Origin of the sequence: Anderseniella sp. Alg231-50 (assembly GCF_900149695.1) — a bacterium.
Taxonomy (GTDB): domain Bacteria; phylum Pseudomonadota; class Alphaproteobacteria; order Rhizobiales; family Aestuariivirgaceae; genus Anderseniella.
In genome coordinates this window covers 362,835-389,304 of sequence record NZ_LT703006.1, presented here as the reverse complement: position 1 = coordinate 389,304, position 26,470 = coordinate 362,835, and the positions used below count along the sequence as shown (strand labels likewise).

At 58.4% G+C, this 26,470-nt stretch carries 28 protein-coding genes; 23 read left to right on the top strand and 5 right to left on the bottom strand.

Annotated features, from left to right (window positions below; all coding sequences use genetic code 11):
• Nucleotides 1-60: 60 nt before the first annotated feature.
• Nucleotides 61-963, bottom strand: a complete 903-nt coding sequence (gene serB / locus DHN55_RS19935; protein WP_337660588.1) for a phosphoserine phosphatase SerB — start codon at nucleotides 961-963, stop codon at nucleotides 61-63.
• Here serB and miaA point away from each other — a divergent pair.
• The 5 genes from miaA to DHN55_RS19910 all read left to right on the top strand — a co-directional run bounded on the left by miaA (nucleotide 962) and on the right by DHN55_RS19910 (nucleotide 5,187).
• Entirely contained in the window at nucleotides 962-1,882 is a 921-nt protein-coding gene (gene miaA / locus DHN55_RS19930) for a tRNA (adenosine(37)-N6)-dimethylallyltransferase MiaA (RefSeq protein WP_337660587.1), read from the top strand. The genes serB and miaA overlap by 2 nt on opposite strands.
• On the top strand, nucleotides 1,879-2,412 hold the full coding sequence (locus tag DHN55_RS19925) for a GNAT family N-acetyltransferase (protein ID WP_108883290.1): 534 nt from the start codon (nucleotides 1,879-1,881) through the stop codon (nucleotides 2,410-2,412). The genes miaA and DHN55_RS19925 overlap by 4 nt, the downstream gene beginning before the upstream one ends.
• 1 nt (nucleotide 2,413) lies before the next feature.
• Nucleotides 2,414-3,925 (top strand): M81 family metallopeptidase, encoded by a 1,512-nt coding sequence (locus tag DHN55_RS19920; RefSeq protein ID WP_108883289.1) that lies wholly within the window; start codon nucleotides 2,414-2,416, stop codon nucleotides 3,923-3,925.
• A 110-nt stretch (nucleotides 3,926-4,035) separates the two neighbouring features.
• Nucleotides 4,036-4,494 carry a BA14K family protein gene (locus DHN55_RS19915; RefSeq protein ID WP_337660586.1) on the top strand — a complete coding sequence of 153 codons (459 nt, stop codon included), beginning with the start codon at nucleotides 4,036-4,038 and terminating at the stop codon, nucleotides 4,492-4,494.
• 129 nt (nucleotides 4,495-4,623) lie between these two features.
• The gene (locus tag DHN55_RS19910) at nucleotides 4,624-5,187 is read left to right on the top strand and encodes a DUF6985 domain-containing protein (protein WP_108883288.1); all 564 of its coding nucleotides are present in this window, start codon (nucleotides 4,624-4,626) and stop codon (nucleotides 5,185-5,187) included.
• A 30-nt stretch (nucleotides 5,188-5,217) separates the two neighbouring features.
• Here DHN55_RS19910 and DHN55_RS19905 read toward each other — a convergent pair whose 3' ends face one another.
• Nucleotides 5,218-5,688 carry a cupin domain-containing protein gene (locus DHN55_RS19905; protein WP_108883287.1) on the bottom strand — a complete coding sequence of 157 codons (471 nt, stop codon included), beginning with the start codon at nucleotides 5,686-5,688 and terminating at the stop codon, nucleotides 5,218-5,220.
• Nucleotides 5,689-5,832: 144 nt separating this feature from the next.
• On the opposite strand from DHN55_RS19905, the gene DHN55_RS19900 reads away from it, so the two are divergent.
• The 15 genes from DHN55_RS19900 to DHN55_RS19830 all read left to right on the top strand — a co-directional run bounded on the left by DHN55_RS19900 (nucleotide 5,833) and on the right by DHN55_RS19830 (nucleotide 20,458).
• On the top strand, nucleotides 5,833-6,867 hold the full coding sequence (locus DHN55_RS19900) for a 2-hydroxyacid dehydrogenase (protein ID WP_337660585.1): 1,035 nt from the start codon (nucleotides 5,833-5,835) through the stop codon (nucleotides 6,865-6,867).
• Between the two features lie 181 nt (nucleotides 6,868-7,048).
• Complete coding sequence (locus DHN55_RS19895; RefSeq protein ID WP_108883286.1) at nucleotides 7,049-7,723, top strand: alkaline phosphatase; 675 nt, start codon at nucleotides 7,049-7,051, stop codon at nucleotides 7,721-7,723.
• A gap of 263 nt (nucleotides 7,724-7,986) precedes the next feature.
• Complete coding sequence (locus DHN55_RS19890) at nucleotides 7,987-9,771, top strand: acetolactate synthase 3 large subunit (protein WP_108883326.1); 1,785 nt, start codon at nucleotides 7,987-7,989, stop codon at nucleotides 9,769-9,771.
• 21 nt (nucleotides 9,772-9,792) lie between these two features.
• Nucleotides 9,793-10,722 carry an EamA family transporter gene (locus DHN55_RS19885; RefSeq protein WP_108883285.1) on the top strand — a complete coding sequence of 310 codons (930 nt, stop codon included), beginning with the start codon at nucleotides 9,793-9,795 and terminating at the stop codon, nucleotides 10,720-10,722.
• Nucleotides 10,719-11,273, top strand: a complete 555-nt coding sequence (ilvN, locus tag DHN55_RS19880; protein ID WP_108883284.1) for an acetolactate synthase small subunit — start codon at nucleotides 10,719-10,721, stop codon at nucleotides 11,271-11,273. The genes DHN55_RS19885 and ilvN overlap by 4 nt, the downstream gene beginning before the upstream one ends.
• A 7-nt stretch (nucleotides 11,274-11,280) precedes the next feature.
• Nucleotides 11,281-11,877: a LysE family transporter gene (locus DHN55_RS19875; RefSeq protein WP_108883283.1), complete on the top strand. Its 597-nt coding sequence runs from the start codon at nucleotides 11,281-11,283 to the stop codon at nucleotides 11,875-11,877.
• Between the two features lie 23 nt (nucleotides 11,878-11,900).
• Nucleotides 11,901-12,650, top strand: a complete 750-nt coding sequence (locus tag DHN55_RS19870; protein WP_108883282.1) for a pyridoxine 5'-phosphate synthase — start codon at nucleotides 11,901-11,903, stop codon at nucleotides 12,648-12,650.
• Nucleotides 12,650-13,627, top strand: coding sequence for a hypothetical protein (locus tag DHN55_RS19865; RefSeq protein WP_108883281.1), 978 nt, complete (start codon nucleotides 12,650-12,652; stop codon nucleotides 13,625-13,627). The genes DHN55_RS19870 and DHN55_RS19865 overlap by 1 nt, the downstream gene beginning before the upstream one ends.
• A 156-nt stretch (nucleotides 13,628-13,783) precedes the next feature.
• Nucleotides 13,784-15,568: an SLC13 family permease gene (locus DHN55_RS19860; RefSeq protein ID WP_108883280.1), complete on the top strand. Its 1,785-nt coding sequence runs from the start codon at nucleotides 13,784-13,786 to the stop codon at nucleotides 15,566-15,568.
• 90 nt (nucleotides 15,569-15,658) lie between these two features.
• Nucleotides 15,659-16,342, top strand: a complete 684-nt coding sequence (locus tag DHN55_RS19855; protein ID WP_337660584.1) for a TetR/AcrR family transcriptional regulator — start codon at nucleotides 15,659-15,661, stop codon at nucleotides 16,340-16,342.
• A gap of 13 nt (nucleotides 16,343-16,355) precedes the next feature.
• Entirely contained in the window at nucleotides 16,356-17,375 is a 1,020-nt protein-coding gene (gene ilvC / locus DHN55_RS19850) for a ketol-acid reductoisomerase (RefSeq protein WP_108883279.1), read from the top strand.
• A gap of 163 nt (nucleotides 17,376-17,538) precedes the next feature.
• A complete protein-coding gene (locus DHN55_RS19845) occupies nucleotides 17,539-18,762 on the top strand; it encodes an aminotransferase class I/II-fold pyridoxal phosphate-dependent enzyme (RefSeq protein ID WP_108883278.1) in 1,224 nt (407 codons plus the stop codon).
• Entirely contained in the window at nucleotides 18,759-19,214 is a 456-nt protein-coding gene (locus DHN55_RS19840; RefSeq protein WP_108883277.1) for a GNAT family N-acetyltransferase, read from the top strand. The genes DHN55_RS19845 and DHN55_RS19840 overlap by 4 nt, the downstream gene beginning before the upstream one ends.
• On the top strand, nucleotides 19,205-19,933 hold the full coding sequence (locus DHN55_RS19835) for a hypothetical protein (protein WP_108883276.1): 729 nt from the start codon (nucleotides 19,205-19,207) through the stop codon (nucleotides 19,931-19,933). Before DHN55_RS19840 ends, DHN55_RS19835 begins: the two co-directional genes overlap by 10 nt.
• Nucleotides 19,934-20,023: 90 nt before the next feature.
• Nucleotides 20,024-20,458, top strand: a complete 435-nt coding sequence (locus DHN55_RS19830) for a Rid family hydrolase (protein ID WP_108883324.1) — start codon at nucleotides 20,024-20,026, stop codon at nucleotides 20,456-20,458.
• Nucleotides 20,459-20,501: 43 nt separating this feature from the next.
• On the opposite strand, the gene DHN55_RS19825 is transcribed toward DHN55_RS19830, so the two are convergent.
• Entirely contained in the window at nucleotides 20,502-21,299 is a 798-nt protein-coding gene (locus DHN55_RS19825) for a phytanoyl-CoA dioxygenase family protein (RefSeq protein WP_108883275.1), read from the bottom strand.
• A gap of 162 nt (nucleotides 21,300-21,461) precedes the next feature.
• On the bottom strand, nucleotides 21,462-22,421 hold the full coding sequence (locus DHN55_RS19820; protein WP_108883274.1) for a homocysteine S-methyltransferase family protein: 960 nt from the start codon (nucleotides 22,419-22,421) through the stop codon (nucleotides 21,462-21,464).
• A gap of 261 nt (nucleotides 22,422-22,682) precedes the next feature.
• Here DHN55_RS19820 and DHN55_RS22530 point away from each other — a divergent pair, with 261 nt between their 5' ends.
• The 3 genes from DHN55_RS22530 to DHN55_RS19810 all read left to right on the top strand — a co-directional run bounded on the left by DHN55_RS22530 (nucleotide 22,683) and on the right by DHN55_RS19810 (nucleotide 24,848).
• Entirely contained in the window at nucleotides 22,683-22,814 is a 132-nt protein-coding gene (locus tag DHN55_RS22530) for a hypothetical protein (RefSeq protein WP_337660583.1), read from the top strand.
• Nucleotides 22,815-22,920: 106 nt separating this feature from the next.
• Nucleotides 22,921-23,814 carry a PhzF family phenazine biosynthesis isomerase gene (locus DHN55_RS19815; protein ID WP_108883273.1) on the top strand — a complete coding sequence of 298 codons (894 nt, stop codon included), beginning with the start codon at nucleotides 22,921-22,923 and terminating at the stop codon, nucleotides 23,812-23,814.
• Nucleotides 23,815-23,912: 98 nt separating this feature from the next.
• Nucleotides 23,913-24,848, top strand: coding sequence for a hypothetical protein (locus DHN55_RS19810; protein ID WP_108883272.1), 936 nt, complete (start codon nucleotides 23,913-23,915; stop codon nucleotides 24,846-24,848).
• A gap of 12 nt (nucleotides 24,849-24,860) precedes the next feature.
• On the opposite strand, the gene DHN55_RS19805 is transcribed toward DHN55_RS19810, so the two are convergent.
• Nucleotides 24,861-26,141 carry a calcium-binding protein gene (locus DHN55_RS19805; protein WP_108883271.1) on the bottom strand — a complete coding sequence of 427 codons (1,281 nt, stop codon included), beginning with the start codon at nucleotides 26,139-26,141 and terminating at the stop codon, nucleotides 24,861-24,863.
• Nucleotides 26,142-26,470 lie beyond the last annotated feature (329 nt).

The window sequence follows — 26,470 nt, the reverse complement described above, 5'->3', positions numbered from 1 at the left end:
GGATCACAGGTTCATGACATGCAGCGGCCAGGCAGATTGCCTGGCCGTTTGCATTTGTACTCAATGGTGTCGGGCGAATTCGTCGCGCGTGAAACCCTGCAGGTAGAGCAGGGCTGTCAGGTCGCCATGGTCAATCTGAATGTCGACTTCCTGTTTTACCGCTGGCTTGGCATGAAGGGCCACGCCAATGCCCGCGGCCTGCAGCATTGGAATGTCATTGGCCCCGTCGCCAACTGCCATGGCCTCATCCATTGAAAAACCGAATGTGCCGGTAATGCGCTGCAAGGCTGCAACCTTGGCGTCACGGCCAAGAATGGGGGAGGCCACTTCGCCGGTCAGCAGGTTATCCTGGATGATCAGCTCGTTGGCCTGGTGCTCGTGAAACCCCAGCTCAGCACCGACATAGGCGGTAAAATGGGTGAAGCCGCCCGAGATCAAGGCGCAATAGGCACTGTTCTGGCGCATGGTCGCGATCAGGTCGCGGCCGCCGGCCATGAAGCTGATGCGGGTTGAAATGACCTCGCCGATAACACCGGACGGCAGGTCCTTGAGCGCTGCAACGCGTTCCCGCAACGCGTCTTCAAAATCCAGTTCTCCGTTCATGGCACGTGCGGTTATCGCCTTCACTGCATCTCCTGCACCCGCGGCATCGGCCAGTTCATCAATGCATTCCTGTTCGATCATGGTCGAGTCCATGTCTGCGATGAGCAGTTTCTTGCGCTGGTTTGCAGCCGGCACGATGTTGACGTCAACCGGCCATCTGGCGGCCGCCTTGCGGACCGCGCCGAGGACTTCGGCAGGTTTTCTGTCAAACTCCACCTGCCAGGCGATCTTTTCTGCCAGCCAATGGCCTGTATCCAGTTCCACACCGAGTTTTTCCATCAGCTTGCAGGCAGCATTGATGTGCTTTGTCTGCAATGGGGACTTTTGCGAACCGGCAATCAGCGATAGGACATGGGACATGGGGAATACTCGATTGGAAACCGCCATCCTTATTGCAGGCCCGACTGCCAGCGGCAAGTCGGCTGTGGCCATGGACGTTGCCGAGCGTCTGAATGGTGTCGTGATCAATGCCGACGCCATGCAGTTGTACGCAGACCTGAACGTGCTGACGTCGCGGCCGTCGCGCGCCGACGAAGCCCGGGTTCCGCACAGGCTGTTCGGATGTGCTCCGGCGGCAGAGGCCTGGTCGGCGGGGCGATGGCTTGAGGCGGCGAGTGCGGAAATCTCAGCAACCTGGCAAGCGGGCAAGGTTCCGGTCATTGCCGGTGGCACGGGATTGTACTTCAAGGTGCTGGAGGAGGGCCTGTCGCCGGTGCCTGCCGTGCCTGACGATATCCGCGATCACTGGCGCGAGCGACTACAACGAGAGGGTGCCTGCACGCTGCACGCGGAACTGGCCCGGACCGCCCCCGATGACGCAGCCCGCATCGAAGCTGCAGACGGACAGCGTGTCGTGCGGGCGCTGGAGGTGCTGCAGGCTACCGGCAAACAGCTGTTTGATCATTTCGCGGCGGCAAGACAGACCTCAGTGCTGGCGAACGCCGAGGTGCGGCGGGTGGCGCTGATGCCACCGAGGGAAGACCTGTACCGTTCATGCGACGCGCGGTTTGAGGTGATGCTTGAGTGCGGTGCAATGGGCGAAGTTGAACGGTTGTTGACGCAACGCCTTGCTCCGGACCTGCCGGCCATGAAAGCCATCGGTGTCCCGGCGCTGGCGGCACACCTGGCTGATGAGGTGCCGCTGAAGGATGCTGTCGGTCTGGCGCAAAAGCAGACCCGCAATTATGCCAAGCGCCAGATGACCTGGATTCGAAACCAGATGACGGACTGGCCAAAGGTGGATACTCCGGAACAGGCACTTGAGGTTTTACTCACATGAACAAAATTGTCGATGCTGGCCCGGATCATGCCGATGCCGTGGCACGGGTGCACGCGGAAAGCTGGAAGGCAACCTACCGGGGCATCCTGCCGGACAGGTATCTGGACGGTGAAGTTGACGGCGAGCGGGTGCGCTACTGGCGCGCAGCACTGGCCACAAACCGCTATCCGATTGTAAAACTGGCGTGTCAGGCTGGCGCGATCGTGGGGCTGATTGCCCTGCATGACGACCCGGAAGACGAAGGCTATGATCTCACAATCGAGCACCTGCATCTCCTGCCTGAGAGCAAGGGTCGCGGTCTGGGCCGGATATTGATGCATGAGGCTGCGATGGCCGCACGCGCCAGTGGTGCTACGAACATCTGCCTGTGGGTGTTTGAGGACAATGCAGCGGCAATCGGGTTTTACGAGCGGCTTGGCGGTGTGACTGATGCACATGGCACCGACAAGTTTGCCGGTGGCGATGCTCCGGACAGGCGCATTGGCTGGCAGGACCTGGACGGGTTGATTGCCCGGTGCGGGGGCAGTTGACATGACAAGCAATGTGCTGGTGGCGGAAATCATGCACGAGACCAATACGTTTAACCGTATTGCCACCGTGAAAGCCGATTTCGAAACCCGCTACTGGCATGAGGGCATGCAGGCGGCATCTGCGCTTGCCGGTACCAATACCGAAATTGCCGGTTTTATCGAGGCCGCACAAGATTATGGCTGGTCACTGCAGATACCGCTGGCGGCATCCGCCAGTCCGTCGGGACCGATGGCGGCAGACGACTGGAATCGCGTGAAGCATCTGATCCTGGAGCCGTTAAAGGCGGGGCAAAAGTTTGACGCGGTTGCACTGGTTCTGCACGGCTCGATGGTCACCGAAAGCACGCTTGATGCCGAAGGCGACCTGCTGGGTGAGGTGCGGGCGCTGGCAGGCTCGGATATGCTGATTGCCGTGACGCTTGACATGCATGCCAATGTGTCACCGGCCATGATTGCGGCGGCCGACATGATGACGGCCTATCGCACCTATCCGCATGTGGATCAGCGCGAACGTGCGCTGCACATGGCACGGCTGATGGAAGACGTGCTGCGCGGCGCGGCGCGACCTCACCTGGTGATGGCACGCATGCCGATGATGGACGCGGCTAATCACGGCCAGACGGCGGATGGCCAGCCGATGCCGGATCTTCTGAAACTGGCAGAAACAGTTGAGGGACGCGACGGTATCATGTGTGCCTCCATCCAGATCGGGTTTCCCTGGTCAGACGTGCCGGACATCGGTCCAAATGTCGTTGTGACAGCGAGCGATGACCGGGCGGGACGGACAGCGGCCGGTGACCTCATGCAGGCGGTCTGGCAAAGCCGGCATGATACGCAGCTTGAGTTTGCCACGCCGGAGGAGGCCATGGCGCTGGCAAAACGAGGTGAAGCCGGAGACAAGCCTCTGGTACTGGCTGATTTTGCCGACAACCCGGCAGGCGGTGCTTACGGCGACAGTCCCAACCTGCTGCGCGCCATGATTGCTGAGGGGCTGGAGAACGCGGCGTTCGCCACCATAAGTGATCCGGCCAGCGTCGAGCGGGCTGTAACTGCCGGTGTAGGCGCAATTGTCCAGCTGTCACTGGGCGGCATGGGCGCGCCGGACCTCACACCACCCCTGGAGGTTGAGGCAAAGGTGGTCAACCTGACGGATGGCGAGTTCGTCTGCGCCGGGCCCATGTGGCAGGGTGTGGCGTTTTCCATGGGTGCGACGGCGGTGGTGCGGATTGCCGGGATTGACGTGATTGTCTCCTCGGTGCCGACGGCGGTCATGGACCTGAATGTGTTCAGGTCGGTTGGAATAAACCCAGAAGAACTGACCACAATCGGCCTGAAAAGCCGCAATCATTTCAAGGCTGCCTATGGGCTGATCGCGCGTGAAACCCTGTTGGTCGATGCCGGCGGTATTGCGTCCATGCGGTTGCAGGAGTTGACCTTCAGGAACGTACCAAGACCGATCTGGCCACTGGAAAATTTAGACCTTGTTAAGGATTTGCTCACAATGAAGCCATAGAATCCCGATATTCCCGAAAACATAGGGGCGTTTCCACCAGAGGAGCGGAGATCGTGTATTCTACAGCATTGAAATCTTTAGTCGTTGCGGCACTTGGTGCCACTGTTTTCATGACAACCATAGATACCGCATCAGCCAGGGACGGCCGTTGCCATCGCGAGGCCAAGCGCTACGCGGACAGCCGCATTGACCGTGGCCAGGATGCATTGGGTACCGCGGTTGGCGGAGCCGCTATCGGCGCCATCATCGGTGGCGTGCTGGGCGGTGGCAAAGGCGCGGGCAAGGGTGCCATTATCGGCGGTTCCACAGGGGCTGTAGGCAGCGCGGTCGGTACCGCCGGGCCATGGCAGCGCCATTATGACCGCGCCTATGACGATTGCCTCGACAATTACGAGCCGGTTCGTGCGCCGGTGCGTGAGGAGCCCGTCCGTCTCTATCGTGATGACGCCATCGAACCCTGGACCGACGAGTGGTTCGACTACTGCCGCGCCAGGTACCGGTCGTTCAATTCCCGCACCGGTACCTTTACCGGCTATGACGGCATCAAGTATTTCTGTCAGGCTCAGTAAGCCGTATCGGCAGTCAGTATTGAGCTTTGCGGCGGTCGGGGAAACCTGACCGCCGCTTTTTTGTCAAACTGGACAACAAGGCACGACAGTGCCGTTTTGAGTTATCGCGTAAAAAAATGGGTGCCATGCATGATGCCGAATGATCTTGAGTTCGAAGCATACGAAAAACTTTTCTGGAAAACCAAGATGTCAATGCCGATTTGGGATGAGTTCGTTGGCGAAGCGTATGCTTCACAACAGGCCTCTGCAGGCCGGACTGATCGACTTGTAGAAGTCACTTTTGCGCCAGAGGGTCGCGACATGTCACCGTTGTCCGATGACGAAATTCGGTCTGTTGAGTGGCTCAGGGACAATCATGCTTTGCTCGCCGAGCCGATGCTGAAAAGACTACAAGACGAATATCCGGCGCTCAAAGAACAGTATGGCTACAGCAAGGAAGAGTGCGACCAATGGATGCCTGCGGTGCGTCATCTGGAAGATTTCAAGCCGCTGATAAGCCTGCAATCTGCATCAGTGCACCAGGTTTCCAAGAATGGCATACCTTACACAGGCTTCGCATTCGATTGCACATGGGACCAGGAGCACGGTCTGGGTTTTCTCATGCACGATCGCCGTATAGTCGACTTCGGCGATACAAGCGTGGCTTTTCTGTTGTGGATCGCCGAGAGAGATGTCCAAACCGCGGCAGGCTGATTGCTCCAGGTCTGCCGATTGCCGCAATGGTCAGTACGGTGTGCCGTCCTTGCGGGTAAACTGCGGATCCTTGTAACGATTGGGCTTGCAGTGCAGATCGACATCGGGGTAGTTGCCCTCGTCGCGGTCATCGCGGCTGCCAACCTCCAGAATAGTTGCCGGTTTGCCGGACCTGTTTTCGACGCAGTGACCGTCCTCCACGCCGGCAGGGAAACCGGCGCACATGCCCCTGGTCAATACCTGTTCGCCGGCACTGGTCACAAGGGTCACTTCTCCGTCCAGCACATAGATGAATTCATCTTCATGCGAATGCCAGTGCCTGAGCGACGTGGCGCAGTCCGGCTCCAGTTCAGTGATGTTGACCCCGAACTGGCTCAGGCCCAGCGCGCTGGTCAGCATGCGCTTGGCCCGGCCTGCCGTGGATACGTTGAAGGGTGAGGGATATCCGGATCCGACTTTTGCCTCGATAAGGGCAGGGTCAAGAGCGGGTGATTTCAGCATGACGATCTCCTTGTGCAACGATTGTTACACGCTGTCCGATATGTTCGGATGAGGGTGTTTTTGATTGTGAGACATTGCCACGCGTTGCAGGTGTGTCCAAGTTCAATTTGAATGTATGTGATGGAGCATCAGGGGAGGCCTTGCGTGGGCGACAAGTTGAAAATAGTGCGTACGGACCGGGAGCTGGAATGTCCGCTGATCGATGGCCATTTCCGAGACGGTGGTGCTGAACTGGTGCTGCTGCCGGATGATGTGAGCGAAGACGAACTGGTGATCGCGACGCAAGACGCTGACCTGTTGTTGATGTGCTATACGCCGATCACCGAACGGGTGTTTCGCAGTGCCGCGCGGCTCAAGGGTGTCGTCAAGTACGGGGTAGGGGTCGATGCGATTGACTTTGCGGCTGCCAATGCAGCCAAAGTTCCTGTGGTCAACATTCCCGAATATGCCGAGGAAACAGTGGCCGAAGGTGCTTTCGCGTTGATGATCGCGCTGGCCAGGAAGCTTGTTCCGCTGCAGCGAACCATGCGCCGTGACGGATGGGTGTGGCCGGAGAATGCCTGGCTGGGCAGTGATGTTGCCGGCAAGACCATTGGCCTGGTCGGGGTGGGCCGGATCGGCAGGAGCATGGCACGGATGGCGGGTGCAGGTTTCCGCGCCCGGGTGATCGGCTACGACCCGTCCGCGAGCACGGATGAGATGGCGGCGGCGGGTGTCGAAAAAGTCGAGAACCTCCACGAGATGCTGGCGCAGTGTGATTTCGTGTCCGTCCACTCAGTCCTGAAACCGGAAACCCGTCACCTGATCGGCGAAGCGGAATTACGCTGCATGAAGCAAACCGCGTTTCTGATCAATTCAGCACGTGGTGCGCTTGTTGATGAGCAAGCTCTGCTGGCTGCCCTGAAGCAGAACCGCATTGCCGGTGCCGGGCTCGATGTGTTCAGCCAGGAACCTCTCAGCCTCGCCGGCCATCCCCTGAGCGAATTGTTTGAGATGGACAATGTGCTGCTCAGTCCGCACCTGACGTTCTATACCCGCGAGGCGATGGCGCGCCTGGAGCTGGAAACCCTGCAGCGGTGCAAGGAAATCCTGGCGGGAAAGCCGGTGCTGGTGAAGTCACGCGACAGCCGCCTGACGTCACAGTGCGACGGCGTGGTGTTCGCCGGAGACATTGATTAGGCAGGTCAGGTTTTGTCCGGCTGGCCGGCGACTTTGTGGTTGGCGAAGCGTCTGACAATAGCCCCCACATGACTCATCCTGGTCCCGGCAATGTGAGGATCATCACTTACGCTGCGTAAATTTAACGGCAGGCTTCATCCAAGAGCAACACCTTTGTGATTATTGGAAAAGGAGAAGTGCCATGCCTTCAGGCCCCAAATATCAACTCGACGACTATCTGATTTCCGACACGTTTGACTTCAAGGAATTTGATCCTTTCAACCTGTTCAATCTCAAGATCGGAAGCAAATTCGATGACTATATGAGCGGTGACTTCACCGACGAAGTGTTCTGGGGCCTTTCGGGTGATGATGAAATACATTCCCGGGGAGGTAACGATACGATTATCGGCGGTGAGGGCGATGACACGGCCTTTGCCGGCAGCGGAAATGACCGCGTTGAGGGCGGAGATGGTGATGACACCATTTTTGGCGAAAGCGGCGACGACGATCTGGATGGCGGCGACGGTGATGACCTGATTTCCGGCGGCGACGGAAATGATACAATCAATGGCGGAGCCGGCGAGGACAAAATCAATGGCGGTCAGGGCAACGACAACCTGACTGGCGGATCCAAGGCGGATACTTTCTGGTTTGACCATCTGAATGGCTGGGGCAAGGATACCATTACCGATTTTGAAGATGGTATTGACACGATCAGCTTCGAGCAAAGCCCCGAACTCGGGCCGCCGATCACGTTTGATGATCTGACGATTACTCAGATCGGCAACCAGGCGCTGGTATCGTACAATGGCAGCTACATTTACGTGAACGGTGTCACTGCCGGCCAGCTCACGGAAGACGATTTCACTTTCTGAAACGCGTCTCACAAACCTGCCTGCATTGGCTTTTGTTTAACTCAACCGGCATTTAGCCGGTTGACGCCGGCAAAATATTGCGCTTATGGTCGCGCCCATGAAAAATATTCTAGTAGTGGTACGAACGCGCTCCGCCGGGTCAGTCTGAACTGACCTGAATAAGGTGGTGCGCGTAAATGGCTCCCTCGGGGGCCTTTTTTATTGTCTGAAGCGAGCCTAAAAGAGAACCTGGAACGATGAACATAAAAGCAGAGTCCGAGACCATGACAGCAAACGCCCAAGAAGCCGAGATGATGACAGGTGCCGAGATCGTGCTGCGGGCGCTAAAGGACCAGGGCGTGGAACACATGTTCGGATATCCCGGCGGGGCGGTGTTGCCGATCTATGACGAGATTTTCCAGCAGGAAGATGTCGAGCATATTCTGGTGCGTCATGAGCAGGGTGCGACCCATGCAGCTGAAGGCTATGCGCGCTCGACCGGTAAATGCGGCGTGGTTCTGGTGACGTCCGGCCCCGGTGCGACCAACGCGGTCACCGGACTGACTGATGCCCTGATGGATTCCATTCCGATGGTATGCATCACCGGCCAGGTGCCAACACACCTGATCGGCAATGACGCGTTCCAGGAATGTGATACGGTCGGTATCACCCGGCCCTGTACCAAGCACAATTACCTGGTCAAGGACGTCAACGACCTGGCGCGCATCCTGCATGAGGCGTTTTACGTTGCGACGCACGGCCGGCCCGGTCCGGTCGTTGTCGACATTCCGAAGGATGTGCAGTTTGCCACCGGCGCCTATATCAAGCCGGACAATATCGAGCACAAGACCTACAAGCCGCGAATGGAAGGTGATGCGTCGGCCGTGGAGGCTGCTGTTGAAGTCATGATGAATGCCAAGCGACCGGTGTTTTACACCGGCGGCGGGGTCATCAACTCCGGCCCGGATGCATCCAACCTGCTGCGCCAGCTGGTGCGTATGACCGGGTATCCGATTACCTCGACCCTGATGGGGCTGGGCGCCTATCCAGCGTCTGACCGGCAGTGGCTGGGTATGCTGGGCATGCACGGCACCTACGAAGCCAACATGGCGATGCACGACTGCGACGTGATGATCTGCCTGGGTGCGCGGTTCGACGACCGCATAACCGGCAGGACGGATGCCTTCTCGCCGGACTCGATAAAAATCCACGTTGATATCGATCCGTCATCCATCAACAAGACGATCAAGGTGAACATTCCCATTGTCGGGGATGTCGGTACCGTCATGGCGCAGATGATCCGGGCGTGGAAAGCACGCAATGGCCAGCCTGACGAACATGCCATGCAAAGCTGGTGGAATTCGATCAACACCTGGCGCAATGTCGAATGCCTGAAATACAAGCCGAACAAACACGTGATCATGCCGCAATACGCCATCGAGCGGTTGTATGAGCTGACCAAGGACCGTGACACGTACATCACCACCGAGGTCGGACAGCACCAGATGTGGGCGGCGCAGTTCTACAGGTTTGAGGAGCCGAACCGCTGGATGACGTCGGGTGGGCTGGGCACCATGGGCTACGGCTTGCCGTCCGCACTGGGTGTGCAGGTTGCGCATCGCGATGCGCTGGTGATCGACATTGCCGGTGACGCGTCGGTTCAGATGGTGATCCAGGAAATGTCGAGCGCGGTTCAGTATGAGCTGCCGTTCAAGATATTCATCCTGAACAATTCGCATATGGGCATGGTGCGCCAGTGGCAGCAATTGCTGCACGGCAACCGGCTGTCACATTCCTACACCGAGGCCATGCCGGACTTTGTCAAGCTGGCTGAAGCTTACGGGGCCACCGGTATTCGCTGCACCAAGCCGGATCAGCTGGATGACGCGATCCAGAAAATGATCGACACGCCCGGTCCGGTGATTTTTGATTGCGTGGTGGCAAACTTGGCCAATTGCTTCCCGATGATCCCGTCCGGCAAGGCGCATAATGAAATGCTGCTGGGCGAAGATGTGTCGGATGAAGAAGTTGGCTCGGCCATCGACAAGGAAGGCAAGATGCTGGTCTAGCGGCCGGCACGGACACACCTTATGGCGCATCGACTTCCAAATGCGGGTGATTACGGATTGCTGCTCTTGTTGTCAGCCATCTGGGGGTCGTCGTTTGTCTTCATCAAGGTCGGTGTCGACGAAGTGCCGCCAATTACCATGACGGCGATCAGGCTGTTTTTGGCAGCGGTGTTCCTGTTGCTGGTCATGGCCGTGACAAAGCGGTCATTTCCGAAAGGCAAGAGTGTGTGGTGGATGCTACTGGCCAGTGCCGTGACCGGAAATGCATTGCCGTTTTGTCTGATAGCGTGGGGGCAACAGACGATCTCGCCCGGCACTGCCGCGATATTGATGGGCGTGATGCCGCTGCTCACTATGGTTTTGGCACATGTCTTTACTGTAGATGACAAGCTGAACTCGCGAAAGGTAACCGGCATGATCGTTGGCCTCGTGGGGTTGTGTGTGCTGGTCGGACAGGCCGCATTGCACGGCCTGACCGCTGATCTTGTCGCCATGCTTGCATTGCTGACTGCTGCGGCGAGTTACGGTTTCAATGCGGTTTTGATCCGGCGCATGCAGGCACCGGACAAGATCGCGGCCGTGACCATGATCATTGCGTTGTCTGCTGTCATGGTGGTGCCGTTCGCCTTCCTGCTGGAAGACCCGCTGACGGTCCAGGCAGGCGCGACGGCCTGGTCCGCCGTCGTAACCCTGGGGGTGTTGCACGCAGCGATTGCAACTTTGATCATGTTCGCGATCATTGGTCGCGCCGGGGCAAGCTTTTTCAGCCAACTCAATCTGCTGGTGCCGATTGCCGGTGTCTTGTGGGCTGCGCTGCTGTTTTCAGAAATTCCGGGACCGAACGCGCTGGTCGCGCTTGGCCTCATCACATTGGGTATATTGATAGCGAGAGGCGGGCTGGTGCTTGGCAGTCCTGCCCCGCTAGCTGAAAAGGGAGTTTTAAAACCATGAGCACGCAACAACCCGCTTCGGCGTACTTCCTGGAAGACAACAAGGATCCGATCGAAAAGCACACATTGTCCATCGTGGTGGATAATGAACCGGGTGTCCTGGCAAGGGTCATCGGGCTGTTCTCTGGCCGCGGCTATAACATCGAAAGCCTCACCGTTTCTGAAACCGAACATGAGGCGCATGTCTCGCGCATTACCATTGTCACGTCGGGCACCGCCGAAGTGCTGGTACAGATCAAGGCTCAGCTTGAGCGCATGGTGCCTGTCCATTCGGTTGCCGACCTTACGGTGACCGGAGAGGCCATCGAGCGCGAGCTGGCGCTGATCAAGGTGGCCGGCGAAGGTGAGCACCGCATGGAAGCCCTGCGTCTGGCGGATGCTTTCCGGGCACGGGTTGTCGATGTTACCCAGAATTCCTTCGTGTTCGAGATAACCGGCAAGTCCCGCAAGGTTGAGCAGTTCATCTCGCTGATGCAGCCGATCGGCCTGACGGAAGTCGTGCGCACGGGCGTAACGGCAATCTCGCGCGGGCCTGAAGCCCTGAAAGTCTGAGGTCGCAGTGGAACTGGGAATATTGGTGTCCCTGGTTGGGTTTGCCTTCGCGACTTCCGCGACACCGGGTCCAAACACCCTGATGCTGCTTGCGTCCGGCGTGAACTACGGGTTCCGCAAAACTATCCCGCATATGCTGGGCATCGGGTTTGGTTTCCTTGCCTTGTTACTCAGTGTCGGTTTCGGGCTGGGTGAAATGCTGCAGCGCGTGCCAGCCCTGTATCTGGCGTTGAAAGTGGCCGGGGGCGCCTACCTGATTTATCTCGCCTGGCGTATTGCCATGTCACGGTCAATATCCGAAGGCAGCAGCGAAAGCGCCAGACCGTTGAGTTTCCTGGAAGCGGCAGCGTTTCAGTGGGTCAACCCGAAGGCGTGGGCAATAGCTGTCGTGGCCATGGCAACGTATACCAATGCAGCCAACGCAACCGTCTCGATTATCGTGGTTGCTGTGGCGTTTTTCCTTGTTAATTTGCCGTCTGCGTCAATCTGGACAATGTTTGGGTCCATGCTGAGGGAATGGCTGAGCCATCCCACAAGGTTGAAAATATTCAATATCTCTATGGCGATCTTGCTTGTTGTCAGCTTGTGGCCGATGCTGCGCTGAAGCGGTGAACATGGATGAGTACAATGACGACTAAGCTGTCTGTAAACGTCAATGCCATTGCCCAGTTGCGCAACCGGCGCGATCTGCCGTGGCCGTCGGTTGTGGGCCTGTCACGGACCGCGCTGGAGGCGGGCGCCTGGGGGATTACCGTGCATCCGCGACCCGACGAGCGCCATGTCCGGCGCTCCGACGTGCAGCCGCTGGCTGACCTTGTGGCCCAATACCCGGATGCGGAGTTTAACATCGAGGGCTACCCTGATGACCGGCTTATGGAAATAGCGCTTGAAGTACACCCTCACCAGGTCACCCTGGTACCCGATGATCCGGCACAGGCCACGTCCGATCACGGCTGGGATTTCAGGTCGCAGCACAATTTCCTCAAACCTGTTGTTGCCCGGCTCAAGGGCGAGGGGATGCGGGTTTCATTGTTCGCCGATGCTGATGCCGAAACCATCGCAATCGCAGCGGAAACCGGCGCCGACCGGGCTGAGCTGTATACCGGGCCTTATGGTGCGACCTTCGATGACGACGATGCAGCGAGTAAGGAACTGGACAAGCTGCAGGCCGCGGCTGAGATCGCCCGCGATGCAGGCCTTGGCCTGAATGCCGGTCATGACCTGACGGTCGCCAACCTGCCGCCGCTATTGGCGCGCGCGCCGTGGATTGACGAAGTCTCCATTGGGCACGGGCTCACGGCTGAGGCGCTCGAGTACGGCATGGCGGTTGCCGTAGAGCGGTTCCGGGCCGCGTGTGGTGAAGAGACGTCTTCCTGATGCTTGCGTTGTCAGACCCACTGTGGTGCAAACTCAACACCGCATACGGTTTCGCCGGGGACATCCCGCTTGGACTTGTGGCACTCGCAGAGCATTGGGACGAAGAGGCCGCAGGCGACCTCATGCATGGTGAACTGATCCATCAGGAAACATGCTATGGCGCAACATACGCCGCGGCACCTTACCTGCTCAAGCTGGCACAGCCCGACGACAATGTGGTGCAGCGCATGGACATCGCAGTCTTTCTTGGTCACCTCGCCTTATGTGCGTTCAGCAGACCGGGAAAAGATGCCCGTGCAAACGACAGTCTGAACGGTCTTGCCCTCAACCTGGAATGCTGGGAGCAAACGCGCGATCCTTACCGAGCAAAACCGGGGAAGGGGGTGGGACAGCAGATGTCCACAGATCACCGTGACATCATGGATCTGGAACCGCCCGGCGACGATGAACTTCGAAAGTTCGAAGACATTCGTGACAGCTTCATGGCGTTACTGCCGGACATCGGATCGTTGTGCGAACGGACCTTTCACGAACATTCAGACGATGAGTACATTCCGCGTTATCTGTTAAGTGGCATCGCGGCAGTCGGGAAACTGCCCGAGCTTGCGCAACTGCTCAACAGTGGAGAGGATGGCTCGTTCAGGTGCGCTGCATGTGGCACCAGCATCGACTATATCCTGTTCGGTGATCTGATGGCGCTGTATTTCGACAACAGTGAGGGTGGACCGGCCCACACCCGGGAAGCTGACCGCGCCATGCTCGACTGGCAGGAAGGCGAGGCAAAGCGCGCTGATGGCATGGTGAAGCCATATGATGACCTCGATGAGCAAACAAAGCCGGTCATAGCCAGGCTGATCAGCCTGGCCGAGCAGGCTGAAACCCCCAGTGTAGAGCTCCTGCTGCGGAATTTTCTGGGAGAATACAGGTGCTCGCAATGTGACAAAACCTGTCAGGTTTGCGCGCCCGCCAAGGCATGACCAACGCCATACATGCGGCGAACGCACCCCGATTCTGCAGTCAAACGAGCGGCTATTCTTGTGCCCATCGGGTGCCGTTACGCTACTGGCAATGAGCTTGCATGACTGCTAGCCTTTGCTCAGTGCGGGCGGCGCGCTGGATGCGGTTTGGCTTTTATGACGTTGGAACAACTGACGGTTTTCGGGATTATCGCGATAGCGATGGCGTGTTTCCTGTGGGGGAAGGTGCGCTATGACATTATTGCTGTCATGGCGCTGCTGGCCGGTGTTTATGGCGGTGTCGTGCCGCCGGACAGGGCGTTTCAGGGGTTTGCCCATCCGGCTGTCATTACAGTTGCTGCTGTGCTGATCATTTCCCGCACCCTGCAGAATTCCGGCCTGGTGGACTATCTGGTGCGGTTTTTGTCGCCGACCCGCCGGACAACAACTTTACAGGTGGCTGCCGGCAGTGCGCTTGGCGCATTCCTGTCGTGTTTCATGAACAATGTCGGTGCGCTTGCGCTTATGCTGCCGGTAACGTTGCGCAATGCCCTGAAAGCCCGCCGGTCGCCATCGCTGGTGCTGATGCCGCTGTCGTTTGCCACGTTGCTGGGTGGCATGGTGACGCTGATCGGCACACCACCCAATATTGTTATTTCGAGCTTCCGGCAGGATCTGACCGGGCAGCCGTTCGCCATGTTCGACTTTGCGCCTGTCGGACTGGTCGTGTGCATTGGCGGTGTGATCTATGTATCGCTGATCGGATGGCGGTTCCTGCCGACCCGCATCGCACCCAAGTTGACCAGCGCCCTGACCCAGGTGGAAAGTTACACGTTCGAGACTTCGCTGCCGGAAGGCTCGCCTCTGGTCGGGAAACGGATCAGCCAGCTGGAAGCCGAATGCGAGAATGAAGTGACGGTGATGGCGATCGTGCGCAATGGCGTACGCCGCCAGGCACCGGCCGCCCGCGAAAAATTCAGGGCGCGGGACACGCTGATCCTGGAAGGCGATCCGGTTGTCATCAACCCGCTGGCTGACGGCAAAAAGCTGTCCAAGCTGGGTACACCGGAAGCCGCACCAGCCGGTTTCAGGACCGAAGCTGTGCAGGTCGTCGAGGCCGTGGTGATGCCCAATTCCATGCTTGAGGGCAAGTCCATGCGCGGTGTCAGGCTGCACGCGCGGTATGGCATCAACCTGCTGGCCCTGTCGCGGGCCGGCGACCGTCCCATTGCAAGACTGCGCAACATCAAGTTCCGCACCGGCGATGTGCTGTTGCTGCAGGGAGAAGCCGAACAGATGGAAGTGGCCCTGGAGTCACTGGGCTGCATGGTGCTTGAAAAACGCGGCCTGCAGCCCTTGCACGGCGGCACGCGGGCAGTACTGCCGGCAGGCATTTTCGCCGTTGCCATCCTGGCGGCGTCAAGCGGGATGGTGTCGGTGCCGGTGGCCTTTGTGACAGCGTGTGTGGCGATGATCCTGTTTGCCTGTATTTCCATCAACGAAATATATGACGGGGTGGAATGGCCGGTGCTGGTGTTGCTCGGGGCGATGATCCCGATCGGCCAGGCGCTGGACGCCACCGGCGGTACCGATCTGATCGCCAGCTCCATTGTGGAGAATGCCGGTTCCATGCCGGTATGGGCGGTGCTGGCGCTGCTGATGACGGTGTCGATGTGGATGTCGGACATGGTGCCGAACGCAACCACGGCGATCCTGATGGCTCCCATCGGTGTTCGTGTCGCCATTGGCCTTGATGCCAACCCTGATGCATTCCTGATGGCCGTGGCGGTGGGTGCTGCTGCGCCGTTCCTGACGCCGATCGGGCATCAGTCCAATACGCTGGTGATGGGCCCCGGCGGATACCACTTCACCGACTACGCCCGCATGGGGCTGATCATGGAAATACTGGTTGTGCTGCTGGCAGTGCCGGCGATCATGCTGACCTGGCCCATGGGGGGATAAGTCATTTGAAAAAACCTGTTGCAAGTCGGCGAGTATACCTCTAAATACGCCGTACTGTACCGTACGGTACGGTAATGAAGGGTCAGTTCAGTGGCGATTGCAGCAGCACAGGCGGAACAGCACGGCGATGACGAGGCATTTTCGTCGCGGCAGCGCGAAGTGCTTGATGCTGCGCTTGAACTGATCATGCAGGCAGGCGACGGCCTGACCATGGCGTCGGTGGCGCGCCGGGCAAGCTGCTCCAAGGAAACCCTCTACAAATGGTTTGGCGATCGTGACGGGCTGCTGACCGCAACGGTCCAGTGGCAGGCGTCCAAGGTGCGGTTGCCATCGCTTGACCGTGAGAACCTTGATTACCGGTCCTTGAAGCAGGGGCTGGCTGATTTTGCCGACAGTTGGCTGTCGGTGCTGACCGGCCAGATATCGATTGCGCTGAACGCAACGGCAATCGCCCATTCCGGCTCTGCCAAGAGCGGGCTCGGCGGCATCGTGCTGGACAATGGCCGGTTTGCCATCGGGCAGCGGGTGAAGCCGGTGCTGGAAATGGCCCGTGATGCCGGGTTGCTGGCCTTCGACGATACCGAGGAGGCGTTCTGTACCTTCTTTGGGCTAGTGGTGCGCGATGTCCAGATCCGCGCGCTGCTCGGCGACAGGCCACTACCTGACCGCGCCGCAATCAGACAAGGCACGAGCCGTGCCGCGCAACAGTTTCTCACGCTTTACGGCGTGCCGGAAAACAAGGGCAGACAGCCCGCATTGAACCGCAATCTTTGAAAGGAAAATTCCGATGCGCGTTTATTACGATCGTGATGCAGACGTAAACCTGATCAAGGGCAAGAAGGTCCTGATCGTCGGCTATGGCAGCCAGGGCCGGGCGCATGCGCTCAACCTGAAGGACTCCGGTGTCACCGACATCGCAACCGGCCTGCGCGCAGGCTCGGCCACGGCCAAGAAGGCAGAAGCCGACGGCGTTAAGGTGATGACCGTTGCTGAAGGTTCGGCCTGGGCCGACCTGATCATGATGGCGGCTCCTGATGAACTTCAGGCCGACATCTGGAAAGACGATATCGAAGCCAACATCAAGGATGGCGCGGCAATCGCATTTGCCCACGGCCTGAACGTTCACTTCAAGCTGATCGAACCCAAGGACACCATCGACGTAGTGATGATCGCGCCCAAGGGCCCGGGTCACACCGTACGTGGCGAGTTCCTTAAGGGCGGTGGTGTGCCGTGCCTGATCGCCATCGATCATGATGCATCCGCCAATGCCCATGACCTGGCGCTGTCCTATGCCTGCGGCGTTGGCGGCGGCCGCTCCGGCGTTATCGAAACCACCTTCAAGGAAGAGTGCGAAACCGATCTGTTCGGCGAGCAGGTTGTTCTGTGCGGTGGCCTGGTTGAGCTTATCCGCGCCGGGTTCGAAACACTGGTTGAAGCAGGCTATGCACCTGAAATGGCCTATTTCGAGTGCCTGCACGAAGTGAAGCTGATCGTTGACCTGATCTATGAGGGCGGCATTGCCAACATGAACTACTCGATCTCCAACACGGCTGAGTGGGGAGAGTATGTGTCCGGTCCGCGCATCATCAATGAAGAGAGCAAGGCAGAGATGAAGCGCGTGCTGCATGACATCCAGTCAGGCCGGTTCACCTCAGAATGGATGCAGGAATGCAAAGGCGGCCAGGCGCGCTTCAAGGCAACACGGCGCATGCACGATGCCCACCAGATCGAGGAAATCGGTGAGAAGCTGCGCGGCATGATGCCGTGGATTGCATCCAATAAGCTGGTCGACAAGGACAAGAACTAGACCTGTCTCGAATGAGCTAACTACATTCCTTATGGGCTGCGGATGTTCCGCAGCCCTTTTCAGTTTCTGCATCGCTGTCATGTTCAATTAATAGGTCAGCAATATTGACATAAATTTCCGTTAAGCGCAGCATCCTCCACCCAATGTCCAACCGGAGGCAGCCATGACCGACACGCTGAAACTGGCGTCACGTACTTCACGCATGCACGCGTCGGAAATCCGTGAACTGCTGAAACTGCTCGGTCGTCCGGATATCATTTCCTTTGCCGGCGGTATTCCTGATCCGAAGCTGTTTCCGGCGGAACAGTTCAGGGCCGCCTTTGACACCATCATGTCCGGTCCCGAACACCAGGCCGCGCTGCAATACGCTCCCAGTGAAGGCTATGCGCCGTTGCGGGAGTGGCTGGTTCAGTACATGGGCCGGATCGGTGTCAAGTGCGAGCTTGAAAACATCGTCATGATGTCAGGCTCGCAGCAGGCGTTGGACTATCTCGGCAAGCTGTTCCTGAATCCGGGCGACACCGCCCTGGTGACATGGCCGGCCTATATGGGCGCGCTGCTGGCCTTCAACCCGTATGAACCGAACTATGATCGCCTTGCCATGATGGGCAACCGGTCGGCCAGCGATTTTGCGGCAAACGCAGAAGCTGCGGGAGGTGAAGTCAAGTTTGCCTACATGTCGTCTGATTTTCTCAATCCGACCGGGGAGACTCTGACCCTGGCGCAGCGCAACCGGGCACTGGATCTCGCCGACGAGCTGGATATCGCCATCATCGAGGACGGGGCCTATCAGGAACTGCGCTATGACGGAGAGGCGATCCCGCCCATCCAGGCGCTGGACATTGAGCGCTGCGGCAGTATCAACGAAGCTCGCACCATCTATTGCGGCACATTTTCCAAGACGCTGTCGCCCGGATTGCGGGTTGGATGGGTATGTGCGCGGCGCGATATCATCGACCGGCTGGTGATGATGAAACAGGCAGCAGACCTGCACTCGGCAACCATCAACCAGATGGCGACCAACCAGGTTGCCCGGGCGTGTTTCGATGCCCAGGTGGCCAAGGCCAATGCGGTCTACCGTGAACGCCGTGACAGCATGCTGGCAGCGCTTGCGAAACACATGCCCGACGGCGTGTCATGGACCAGGCCGGAAGGCGGCATGTTCATCTGGGTCAGACTGCCAGAAGGTATCGATGCTGCCGATCTGCTGGCCCGTTCGTTGGAAACCGAGAAGGTGGCCTTCGTGCCGGGCAGGCCGTTCTTTGCTGACGGCAGCAATGAGAACACGCTTCGCCTGAGTTACTCCTGCATGTCCAGTGACCAGATCGAGGAAGGCATGATGCGTCTCGGCCGCCTATTGCGCGCCGCCATGCCCAAAGTCACATGAGTGCCGTTTTACGAAGAGCGGTCGCAATCGATGCTGGCGCACTCAGCGACCTGGCGTTTCGCTCCAAGGCATCCAATGGTTATGAGGCAGACTTCATGGAGGCGTGCCGGGATGAGCTGGCGGTTACGCCTGCAATCATTGCTGAAGGTGGGATCTGGATATCGGAAGCGAACAGCAAGCCTGTTGGTTTCTTTGACATCCGACTGGAAAATGACGTGCTTGAGGTTTATTCCTTGTACGTCGACCCTGATGTCAAACGGTCCGGTGTCGGGCGGATACTGTGGGCGGCGCTGGAGGAAAGGGCGGTTGCCATGGCGGCCAAGGCGATAAAACTGGACGCTGATCCTGCCGCTGTGAAGTTTTACACCGCGATGGGATGCAGCGTTATCGGGCAGGCGCCGTCGGGTTCCATACCGGGGCGGATGTTGCCGCGCATGCGCAAATGGCTGTAGCGCGCAAAGCCGCGGAGGCGCAGACCGAGATTGTACCTCTGCAATCGTGTGACCTCGCTGTCACCGACACCCCGTGGGCGTGGGCTGAAGACAATGCGGCTGCGGTCAAGCGGTTCTGGAACAAGGCTCTCGTCGACAAACCGGCACTGTTCAATGGCCAGGTGATGGTTATGGGTAAGCACAGCCTGAACGGCGGTTGTCTGAGCGGCGAAATCCATAAAACAGACTATGCGTCGTTCCTGTACTGCAAGGACAAGGGCCTGCCGGCAGAGGCCGGCATACGCAACGTGTTCGGATGTGCCGTGGTCCGCTCAAGTGAAGGCCACCTGTTGTTCGGGCGCATGGCGCCCTATACCGCGACCAGCGGCCGGGTCTATCCGATGGCCGGCACGCCGGACCCGGAAGACATCAAGGACGGCAAGCTCGACATCGAAGGTTCCATGCAGCGCGAACTGCTCGAGGAGGCAGGATTGTCCACATCGGATGCCACAAGGCAACCGGGTTACATGCTGATCGAAGACGCCGGCATGAGTGCTGTGTGCGCGGTGTTTGATTTCGATGTCCCGTCGCGCGAGCTGAAAGCCCGCATGATGAGTTACATCGACCTGCAGGACCAACCGGAACTCGATGAAATCGTCATCTTCCGGCGCGCCGGTTTCCACGTACACCACCGCATGCCGGGCTTTGCCCGCACACTGGTGCAGCACCTGCTGGATTGAAGGTTGCCGGCGTCGGCCAGCCAGGCGGGTGCAACTCGTATTGCGTGACCACAGGCCGGATGAAAATAACCAATGTGAAAGGTGATGCAAATGGCCGAGAGCTGTAATCCCGATAATGTCTGGCAACCGTTCGGTGCCTTTTCCATGATGGTCCTGCAAGGGTCCGGACAGGTCGTTCACCTCAAGGGTCAGGTGTCTCTCGATAGATCGGGTACAATCATCGGTCCCGGTGACATGCGGGCACAGGTGCGCCAGGTGCTGACCAACATCAAGACCGTGCTGGCGGCTGTCGGCGGCAAGATGGGTGATGTAATTTCACTGGTCCACTACACCACCGACATTGCGGCTTTCATGCAGACAGGTGACATAAGGCAGGAGTTCTTTGCCGATCCTTATCCGGTGACCACCACTGTTGAAGTCGCTGCGCTCTACAACTCTGACCTGGTCATTGAAATTACCGCAGTCGCGGAAATTCCCAAAGACCGCTACAAGGCGCCGGCGGCAGCGCAAGCCATGCATCAATAGCACCGGTGGGCTTCGCCATCGACCCCGCAGTGAGGGTGTTGCTTCACGCAGCCTTGCTGTGCGAGCGGGCGTATTCCAGCAGGGCGTCGTCGCTGACCGGGTCTATCGGGGTGAAGTCGCGATGGGCGATCCAGTCTTCGCGCTTGAACTGCGTGATGTGATTTGAGACCGCGTTCAGGGTCAGGTAGACGATCTTGCGCGGGTAGGGCGTGATGTTCGGCGGACTGGCGTGCACCAGGTTGCCGTGGAACATCATGACCGAGCCGGCAGGACCGGTGGGTGCGATAATGCCGCCGGCGTCTGCAAGTTCGGTCACCGTTTCATTGTCGAGCGTCCACAGGGGGTAGGACGTGGTGGTGGTGTCATGCGAGGCATCCAGCGTACCGCCCTTGTGGCTTTTCGGGATGAACATCAACGGTCCGTTGATCGGCATGACCTCGTCCAGGAACACGGCGATGTTCATGGCCCGGGGTTCCGGCATGCCGTCATCACGCGCCCAGGTGCCGTAGTCCTGGTGCCACTGCCACACCGCGCCGTCGAAAGGCGCCTTGGCGTTGATCTTGTACTGATGCATGTAGACCTGTTCGCCAAACAGCTGGCTGACCGGATCGATCAGGCGCGGATGCGAGCCTAAAAGGCGAAAGGCTTCATTGTAGGTGTGGGCGGCAAAGGCGGTGCGCGGCGCGCCGGTATCTTCGCGCCAGACCTCCTTGCGGTCGGACTTGTAAATCTCCTCGGCCTCGTCGCGCAGCACCTGGATTTCAGCTTCCGAGAAGCACGATGGTGTGAACAGGTATCCAAGCTCGTCAAATTCCGCGAGTTGCTCGTCGGTCAGCTTCATCTTTAGTCCTCCACGCCTTGGTGCCTTGGCAAACCAGAATGAAAGACTGGGCTCGATCTGTCTACCGCTATACCGCGATACGGACGCCGGGTTGAGCCGGACTCAAGCCGGAAATACCCGGCCAGCCTTCGCGGCTGGCCGGGCAAGTCAGAGTGCTTTGTCTTATGCAGCCTTGCTGGCGGTGTGGGCGCACTTGGCGAACACCTCGCCGACATGGCGGTGGTCGGTGCCGCAGCAACCGCCCAGTACCGTGAAGTTGGGATACTGGCTGGTCAGCGATGCATGCAGGGTGCCGAACTCTTCCGGATCACCGTCGTCCAACTCGGTGCAGGCATCCAGTTCTTCATGCGACATGCGCGATGCATTGGCCCGAATTCCCTTCAGGCGATCCATCCATGGTGCGCCCGGCTCAAGGATATCGGCAAAATGCTCGGGATGGGCACAGTTGATCATGAAATATGCAGGTGCTGAACCGGATGCCTCGTCCACGGCCATGATGGCCTCCTTCAGGCTTTGGCCGGTCGGCAGCTTGCCGTCGGTTTCCACCGTGAAGGAAATCACGGACGGGATGCCGGCCTGCTTTGCCGCGATGGCAATACCTGCACCTTCTTCCATGTTGGTCATGGTCATGGCCGTGACAATGTCCGCTGCGGTTTCCGCGTAGGTGTTGATCTGCGTGGCATGATAGTCGCGGGCTTCCTCGATCGTCATGGCGGTGTCTGCCTGATAGCCGTCACCACGCGGGCCGATGCATCCCGACAGAACCATCGGAGTGTTGTCGGTTTCGATTTGCGCCCGCACTTCCTCCATCAGCCGGATGGATTCGCGGTTTACCGCAGCCAGGTCCTCGGCATTGTGGCCGAGTTCCGCACCCCAGTCCGCATTGGCGCGCCAGCCGACGCTTTCCAGGATGAAGCCGGCATCGGCCTTGATGGCGATGTTGGCATACTGCCTATAGTAGTCGCGCAGACGGGTGCGTCCTGATGTTTCCGCGATCAGCGGGTAAGATGCAAAGCAGGGCAGATCAATGCCATCCAGAAACACCAAAGTGGTTTCCAGTCCGCCGTCGAGAAGGAATTGCTTGCCTTTCCCGATCGGCAGGTCGTGGCGGTATTTTGCCATGGTGTAGTCTCCATATAGTGGTCGGTTTTAACTGCGCCGGAACATGTCAGGCGGGTGTTCACGAAGATGTGAGTAAACTCACATTGGTGCCAAATAACTCTTGATACGGACTATTCGAATTTGCTAAACATCCGCAAATCAGATGCTTACGCGGATTTCCTGTGAAATGATTCCGGCTGGACCGTTGTTTGCGCGAGGCAACGGTGGCTGGAAAAGTTTACCGGGATCTGTCCGCTGCGCATTGAGGTTGATCTTGCAGACGTGGCTGACCTGCCTGGTGCAACTGCCGATGGCGGCATCATTTTGTCACGCATCATGCATTACAAGACCATACTTCCGGGTCAGGTGATGATCTGCCGGGAACTCGTCACAGCGCTGTTCATCAGTGTGTGACAGGTAAAACCGCGATTTGTCACCCTGACAAAACTCGCATTGATTGGAACCGCATTATATGTCAGCAATGCTGACCTATCCTCATCGTCACGGGAGACATTGGCCAATGCAGTATTCGTTTCACACGCTTGATGTATTCACCAACGAAGCTTTTACGGGAAACCCGCTGGCCGTCGTGCTCGAGGCCCAGTCGCTGGACGACGAGCAGATGCAGAAAATCGCGGCTGAGTTCAACCTGTCCGAGACGGTGTTCGTGCTGCCGCCGGAAGATGAGGCGAACACCGCCAAACTGCGCATTTTCACACCCGGTCGCGAACTCGCGTTCGCCGGGCATCCAACCGTGGGCACTGCCGTTCTGCTGGCGGATCTGTTCGGCATCAAGGACGAGGTCAGGCTGGAAGAGGGCGTCGGCCTGGTGACGGTTGCGCTCGATGCCCGGGAAGCGGGCATGTTCGCCCGGTTCTCCGCAGCCGTCATGCCGGAGCCGTGGACCAATGTGCCGTCGGATAAGAAAATAGCCGCCGCCCTGTCGCTGAAAGAGCACCAGATCGGCTGCGGCACGCATCGTTCCAGCGTGTTTGACCCGGGCAATCACCCGGTCCTGTATGTGCCCCTGAAAGATCGCACCACGCTGGCTGAAGCGAAGACCTCCATGGCTGACTGGCCCGCTCTCGGCGCTGCGGGGGCGTTTCTGGCTTATCTTTACTGTGAAGGCGAATCCGGCACAGGCGTCGATTACCACGCCCGCGCCTTTGCGCCGTTGTCCGGCATAGCGGAAGATCCGGCAACCGGTTCGGCAGCAGCTGGGTTTCCCGGCCCGTTGCTCAGCTATGAGGGCCCTTGGGAAGGCACGCGGGAATGGGTCATCATGCAGGGTGAAGACATGGGACGCGCCAGCCGTATCGAACTGGAAGCAGATGCGGCCAAGGGCGGCCTGACGGGTGTCCGGGTTGGCGGATATGCGGTCAACGTCAGTTCCGGTAAGCTTGACCTGGCATAGAGAGCCTGTGATGCGAGACCTGCCCGTAAAGCTCTTTTAACTTTCCCCGGTCATCTTCGGTTGTCGGTGGGAACCCTGAAGGAACTGGCGAAGAACCATTGCCTGACAGCGAGAACGGACACTGGTATCGATGCCACGGCCTGCTGATCTGGTCGGCATTCGCCATTCCGCAAATGCTTGGCGCAGCGCGCCCCGGCGCACCTGATATCCGCATAGAAACCGGTCCCGACGCTGCACGCGTGGTCACGCAGGCGCGCGCGAAATCAGATACCGGTCATTGGGCAGTGTGGAGAAGTCCCGACGGCGGCCTGTGTTTTTGTGCGTCCGATGTTTGTGATTTCTGGATACCGGACGGGCACACAATCTACATAACGCCCCACAGCGCTGCCGATGTTCCGACCGTGGCCCTCTACACGATGGGAAGCGCTCTTGGGCTTGCCCTGCTGTTGCGCGAAAGCCTCGTGCTGCATTGTGCGTCGCTGGCTTTCGGGAGCAGTGCGACGCTGCTGCTGGGCGAGTCCGGGGCCGGTAAATCAACCTTGGCCCAGCAACTGTCCATGAACGGGTACAGCGCGCTCGGGGATGACACGTGTGCGCTGTGGAGCGCGACGGACAGTTCAGTGCCCGTAGTCTATCCCTCCGGCACGGCCTTCAAGCTATGGCGCAATGCGCTTGATGCGAGCGGGATTGACCCCGACGGCCATCAACCGGTCGGTCAGCGGCTGGACAAGTACTTTGTCGCCAATGCCCACGCGGGTGATGACCGGCCACACGCTGTCAGGCGTATTATCGTGTTGGAAAAGAACCGCGCGGAAAACGGCCGGCCTGTGCTTGAACGGCTTGATATGCTGGACGCCATGCAGGCGGTCACCGAGCATGTCTACCGGCCGCAGTTTGTCGGCGCGCTCGGTCTGTGGGAAGGCCAGTTCAGCCAGATCAGCACTCTGGTGGCCGGCACACGGGTGCTGCGCCTGACCCGGCCATGGGGACACGAGTTCATGCCGGAGGTTCTCGACCTCCTGAGCGCAGACTAGAAAGATACTTGCTTACAACAGGTCAAATTCAGTTTCGCCGGGTACATAGGCGAAATTGAAGCTGTCTTCGGTCAGCGTGTCGGTGAAATCCTCGAGCCGCATTCTCGCGCGACCGATCGAGACCAGGGTGTCGGAACCGACCTGGCGGATGTTGAGGTCATCAAAGGTCAAACCCCTGGATGCCCTGAACAGGATGGTGTCACCCTCTGCAATATTGAAATCGATAATGGTATCCCGGCGTCCGAAGACGAACCAGTCGGCGCCATCACCACCGGTCATGGTATCGCGTCCGCGACCGCCATTGAGAAAGTCGGATCCGGCACCGCCGTCAAGCGTGTCACGGCCACCACGACCATACTGGAAGTCACTGTCATCGCCGCCCTCGAGCGTGTCGGCGCGCCGGGTGCCGCGGGTAATTTCAGGCAGGGCTGGAATACCGGGAGGCCCTGACTGCGGTGCCGGTGAAGGTGTGCCAACATAGAATACTGAAGACAGATCACCCCCAGTTCCGAGAAAAGCGGTAAGCGCATTGTAGGACACGCCGCTGAACGTAATTGTGCCGCCTTCGGTCGGGTCCGTATAAACAATGTCACCATTTGGATCGCTTATGGCATTGCTGGCTATGATCTGGCTGACCTGCGCCAGGGTAACGCCGGTTTTTTCAAGGAACACAAGGTCGGTTCCGAGTTCGAAATCCTGGATTCTGTCATTGCCGTCGATTTCGCCGGCTTCAAAATAGAAAATATCGGTGTCCGCACCTCCGGTCAGCCGGTCCGAACCGCGACCGCCGTTCAAAATGTCAAATCCGGCACCACCGTCCAGCCTGTCATTGCCCTGGCGTCCTTCCAGTGCATCCATACCGTCACGCCCGAAAAGCCGGTCATTCATATTGCCGCCGATAATGCGGTCGTCGGTGCCTGCACCGATTATGGTGTTCCTGTGGTTGGTGGCGCCCATGACGCCTTCAATGGATATCCATGTATCGCTTGCTCGCTCGCCCCTGGAATTTCCCGCAGGGTCGAAGAAAATCCGTTGTCGGCTGGCTGCGTTGCTGTAATCGACTATATCGTCACCAACTCCGCCGTCGAGGATATCTGCCTGTCCGCCGTCGACGCCATTCAGGATGTCGTTGCCCAGACCGCCGAACAGGCTGTCACTGCCACGACCGCCGGAAATGAAGTCTTCCCCGTCGAGGCCGTTAATGGTGTCATTGCCGTTGAGGTTGTTGTTGCCGGCTGAGTTATTGCCCGGCTCAATAGTGTCCGCACCTGCCGTCCCGTTAATCGTCACCATTATTTCGCACCTCTTGTACGCAGAAATCACTCACCTGTGCCCAGTATTGTCGTTTTGACACAAATCAATATTTCGAATGTTTTGATTTTTAACGATTTTTATCCAATTTAATTTAAATCGTTAAAAATTATATAATTCATCTACACCGCGTTATCTGATTTTCGCTGGTACGATATCTATCGCGGGGTAAATTTTTATTAAACACTGTATGTTTATTAATCGTTGATCTGAAAGTTTGTAATTGAGTAGCGTGGAGTATCAACGTGCGTAATCCGAAGGACGGCGGACCGTCGCCAATGGCTCTTGATGTGCCTGAACATCAAATAAAA

What these genes read in the sequence shown, in the direction of transcription:
- miaA (WP_337660587.1), top strand. Translation starts at nt 962, where the DNA reads ATGGGGAATACTCGATTGGAAACCGCCATCCTTATTGCAGGCCCGACT.
- serB (WP_337660588.1), bottom strand. Translation starts at nt 963, where the DNA reads ATGTCCCATGTCCTATCGCTGATTGCCGGTTCGCAAAAGTCCCCATTG.
- DHN55_RS19925 (WP_108883290.1), top strand. Translation starts at nt 1,879, where the DNA reads ATGAACAAAATTGTCGATGCTGGCCCGGATCATGCCGATGCCGTGGCA.
- DHN55_RS19920 (WP_108883289.1), top strand. Translation starts at nt 2,414, where the DNA reads ATGACAAGCAATGTGCTGGTGGCGGAAATCATGCACGAGACCAATACG.
- DHN55_RS19915 (WP_337660586.1), top strand. Translation starts at nt 4,036, where the DNA reads ATGACAACCATAGATACCGCATCAGCCAGGGACGGCCGTTGCCATCGC.
- DHN55_RS19910 (WP_108883288.1), top strand. Translation starts at nt 4,624, where the DNA reads ATGATGCCGAATGATCTTGAGTTCGAAGCATACGAAAAACTTTTCTGG.
- DHN55_RS19905 (WP_108883287.1), bottom strand. Translation starts at nt 5,688, where the DNA reads ATGCTGAAATCACCCGCTCTTGACCCTGCCCTTATCGAGGCAAAAGTC.
- DHN55_RS19895 (WP_108883286.1), top strand. Translation starts at nt 7,049, where the DNA reads ATGCCTTCAGGCCCCAAATATCAACTCGACGACTATCTGATTTCCGAC.
- DHN55_RS19890 (WP_108883326.1), top strand. Translation starts at nt 7,987, where the DNA reads ATGACAGCAAACGCCCAAGAAGCCGAGATGATGACAGGTGCCGAGATC.
- DHN55_RS19885 (WP_108883285.1), top strand. Translation starts at nt 9,793, where the DNA reads ATGGCGCATCGACTTCCAAATGCGGGTGATTACGGATTGCTGCTCTTG.
- ilvN (WP_108883284.1), top strand. Translation starts at nt 10,719, where the DNA reads ATGAGCACGCAACAACCCGCTTCGGCGTACTTCCTGGAAGACAACAAG.
- DHN55_RS19870 (WP_108883282.1), top strand. Translation starts at nt 11,901, where the DNA reads ATGACGACTAAGCTGTCTGTAAACGTCAATGCCATTGCCCAGTTGCGC.
- DHN55_RS19865 (WP_108883281.1), top strand. Translation starts at nt 12,650, where the DNA reads ATGCTTGCGTTGTCAGACCCACTGTGGTGCAAACTCAACACCGCATAC.
- DHN55_RS19860 (WP_108883280.1), top strand. Translation starts at nt 13,784, where the DNA reads ATGACGTTGGAACAACTGACGGTTTTCGGGATTATCGCGATAGCGATG.
- ilvC (WP_108883279.1), top strand. Translation starts at nt 16,356, where the DNA reads ATGCGCGTTTATTACGATCGTGATGCAGACGTAAACCTGATCAAGGGC.
- DHN55_RS19845 (WP_108883278.1), top strand. Translation starts at nt 17,539, where the DNA reads ATGACCGACACGCTGAAACTGGCGTCACGTACTTCACGCATGCACGCG.
- DHN55_RS19840 (WP_108883277.1), top strand. Translation starts at nt 18,759, where the DNA reads ATGAGTGCCGTTTTACGAAGAGCGGTCGCAATCGATGCTGGCGCACTC.
- DHN55_RS19835 (WP_108883276.1), top strand. Translation starts at nt 19,205, where the DNA reads ATGGCTGTAGCGCGCAAAGCCGCGGAGGCGCAGACCGAGATTGTACCT.
- DHN55_RS19830 (WP_108883324.1), top strand. Translation starts at nt 20,024, where the DNA reads ATGGCCGAGAGCTGTAATCCCGATAATGTCTGGCAACCGTTCGGTGCC.
- DHN55_RS19825 (WP_108883275.1), bottom strand. Translation starts at nt 21,299, where the DNA reads ATGAAGCTGACCGACGAGCAACTCGCGGAATTTGACGAGCTTGGATAC.
- DHN55_RS19820 (WP_108883274.1), bottom strand. Translation starts at nt 22,421, where the DNA reads ATGGCAAAATACCGCCACGACCTGCCGATCGGGAAAGGCAAGCAATTC.
- DHN55_RS19815 (WP_108883273.1), top strand. Translation starts at nt 22,921, where the DNA reads ATGCAGTATTCGTTTCACACGCTTGATGTATTCACCAACGAAGCTTTT.
- DHN55_RS19805 (WP_108883271.1), bottom strand. Translation starts at nt 26,141, where the DNA reads ATGGTGACGATTAACGGGACGGCAGGTGCGGACACTATTGAGCCGGGC.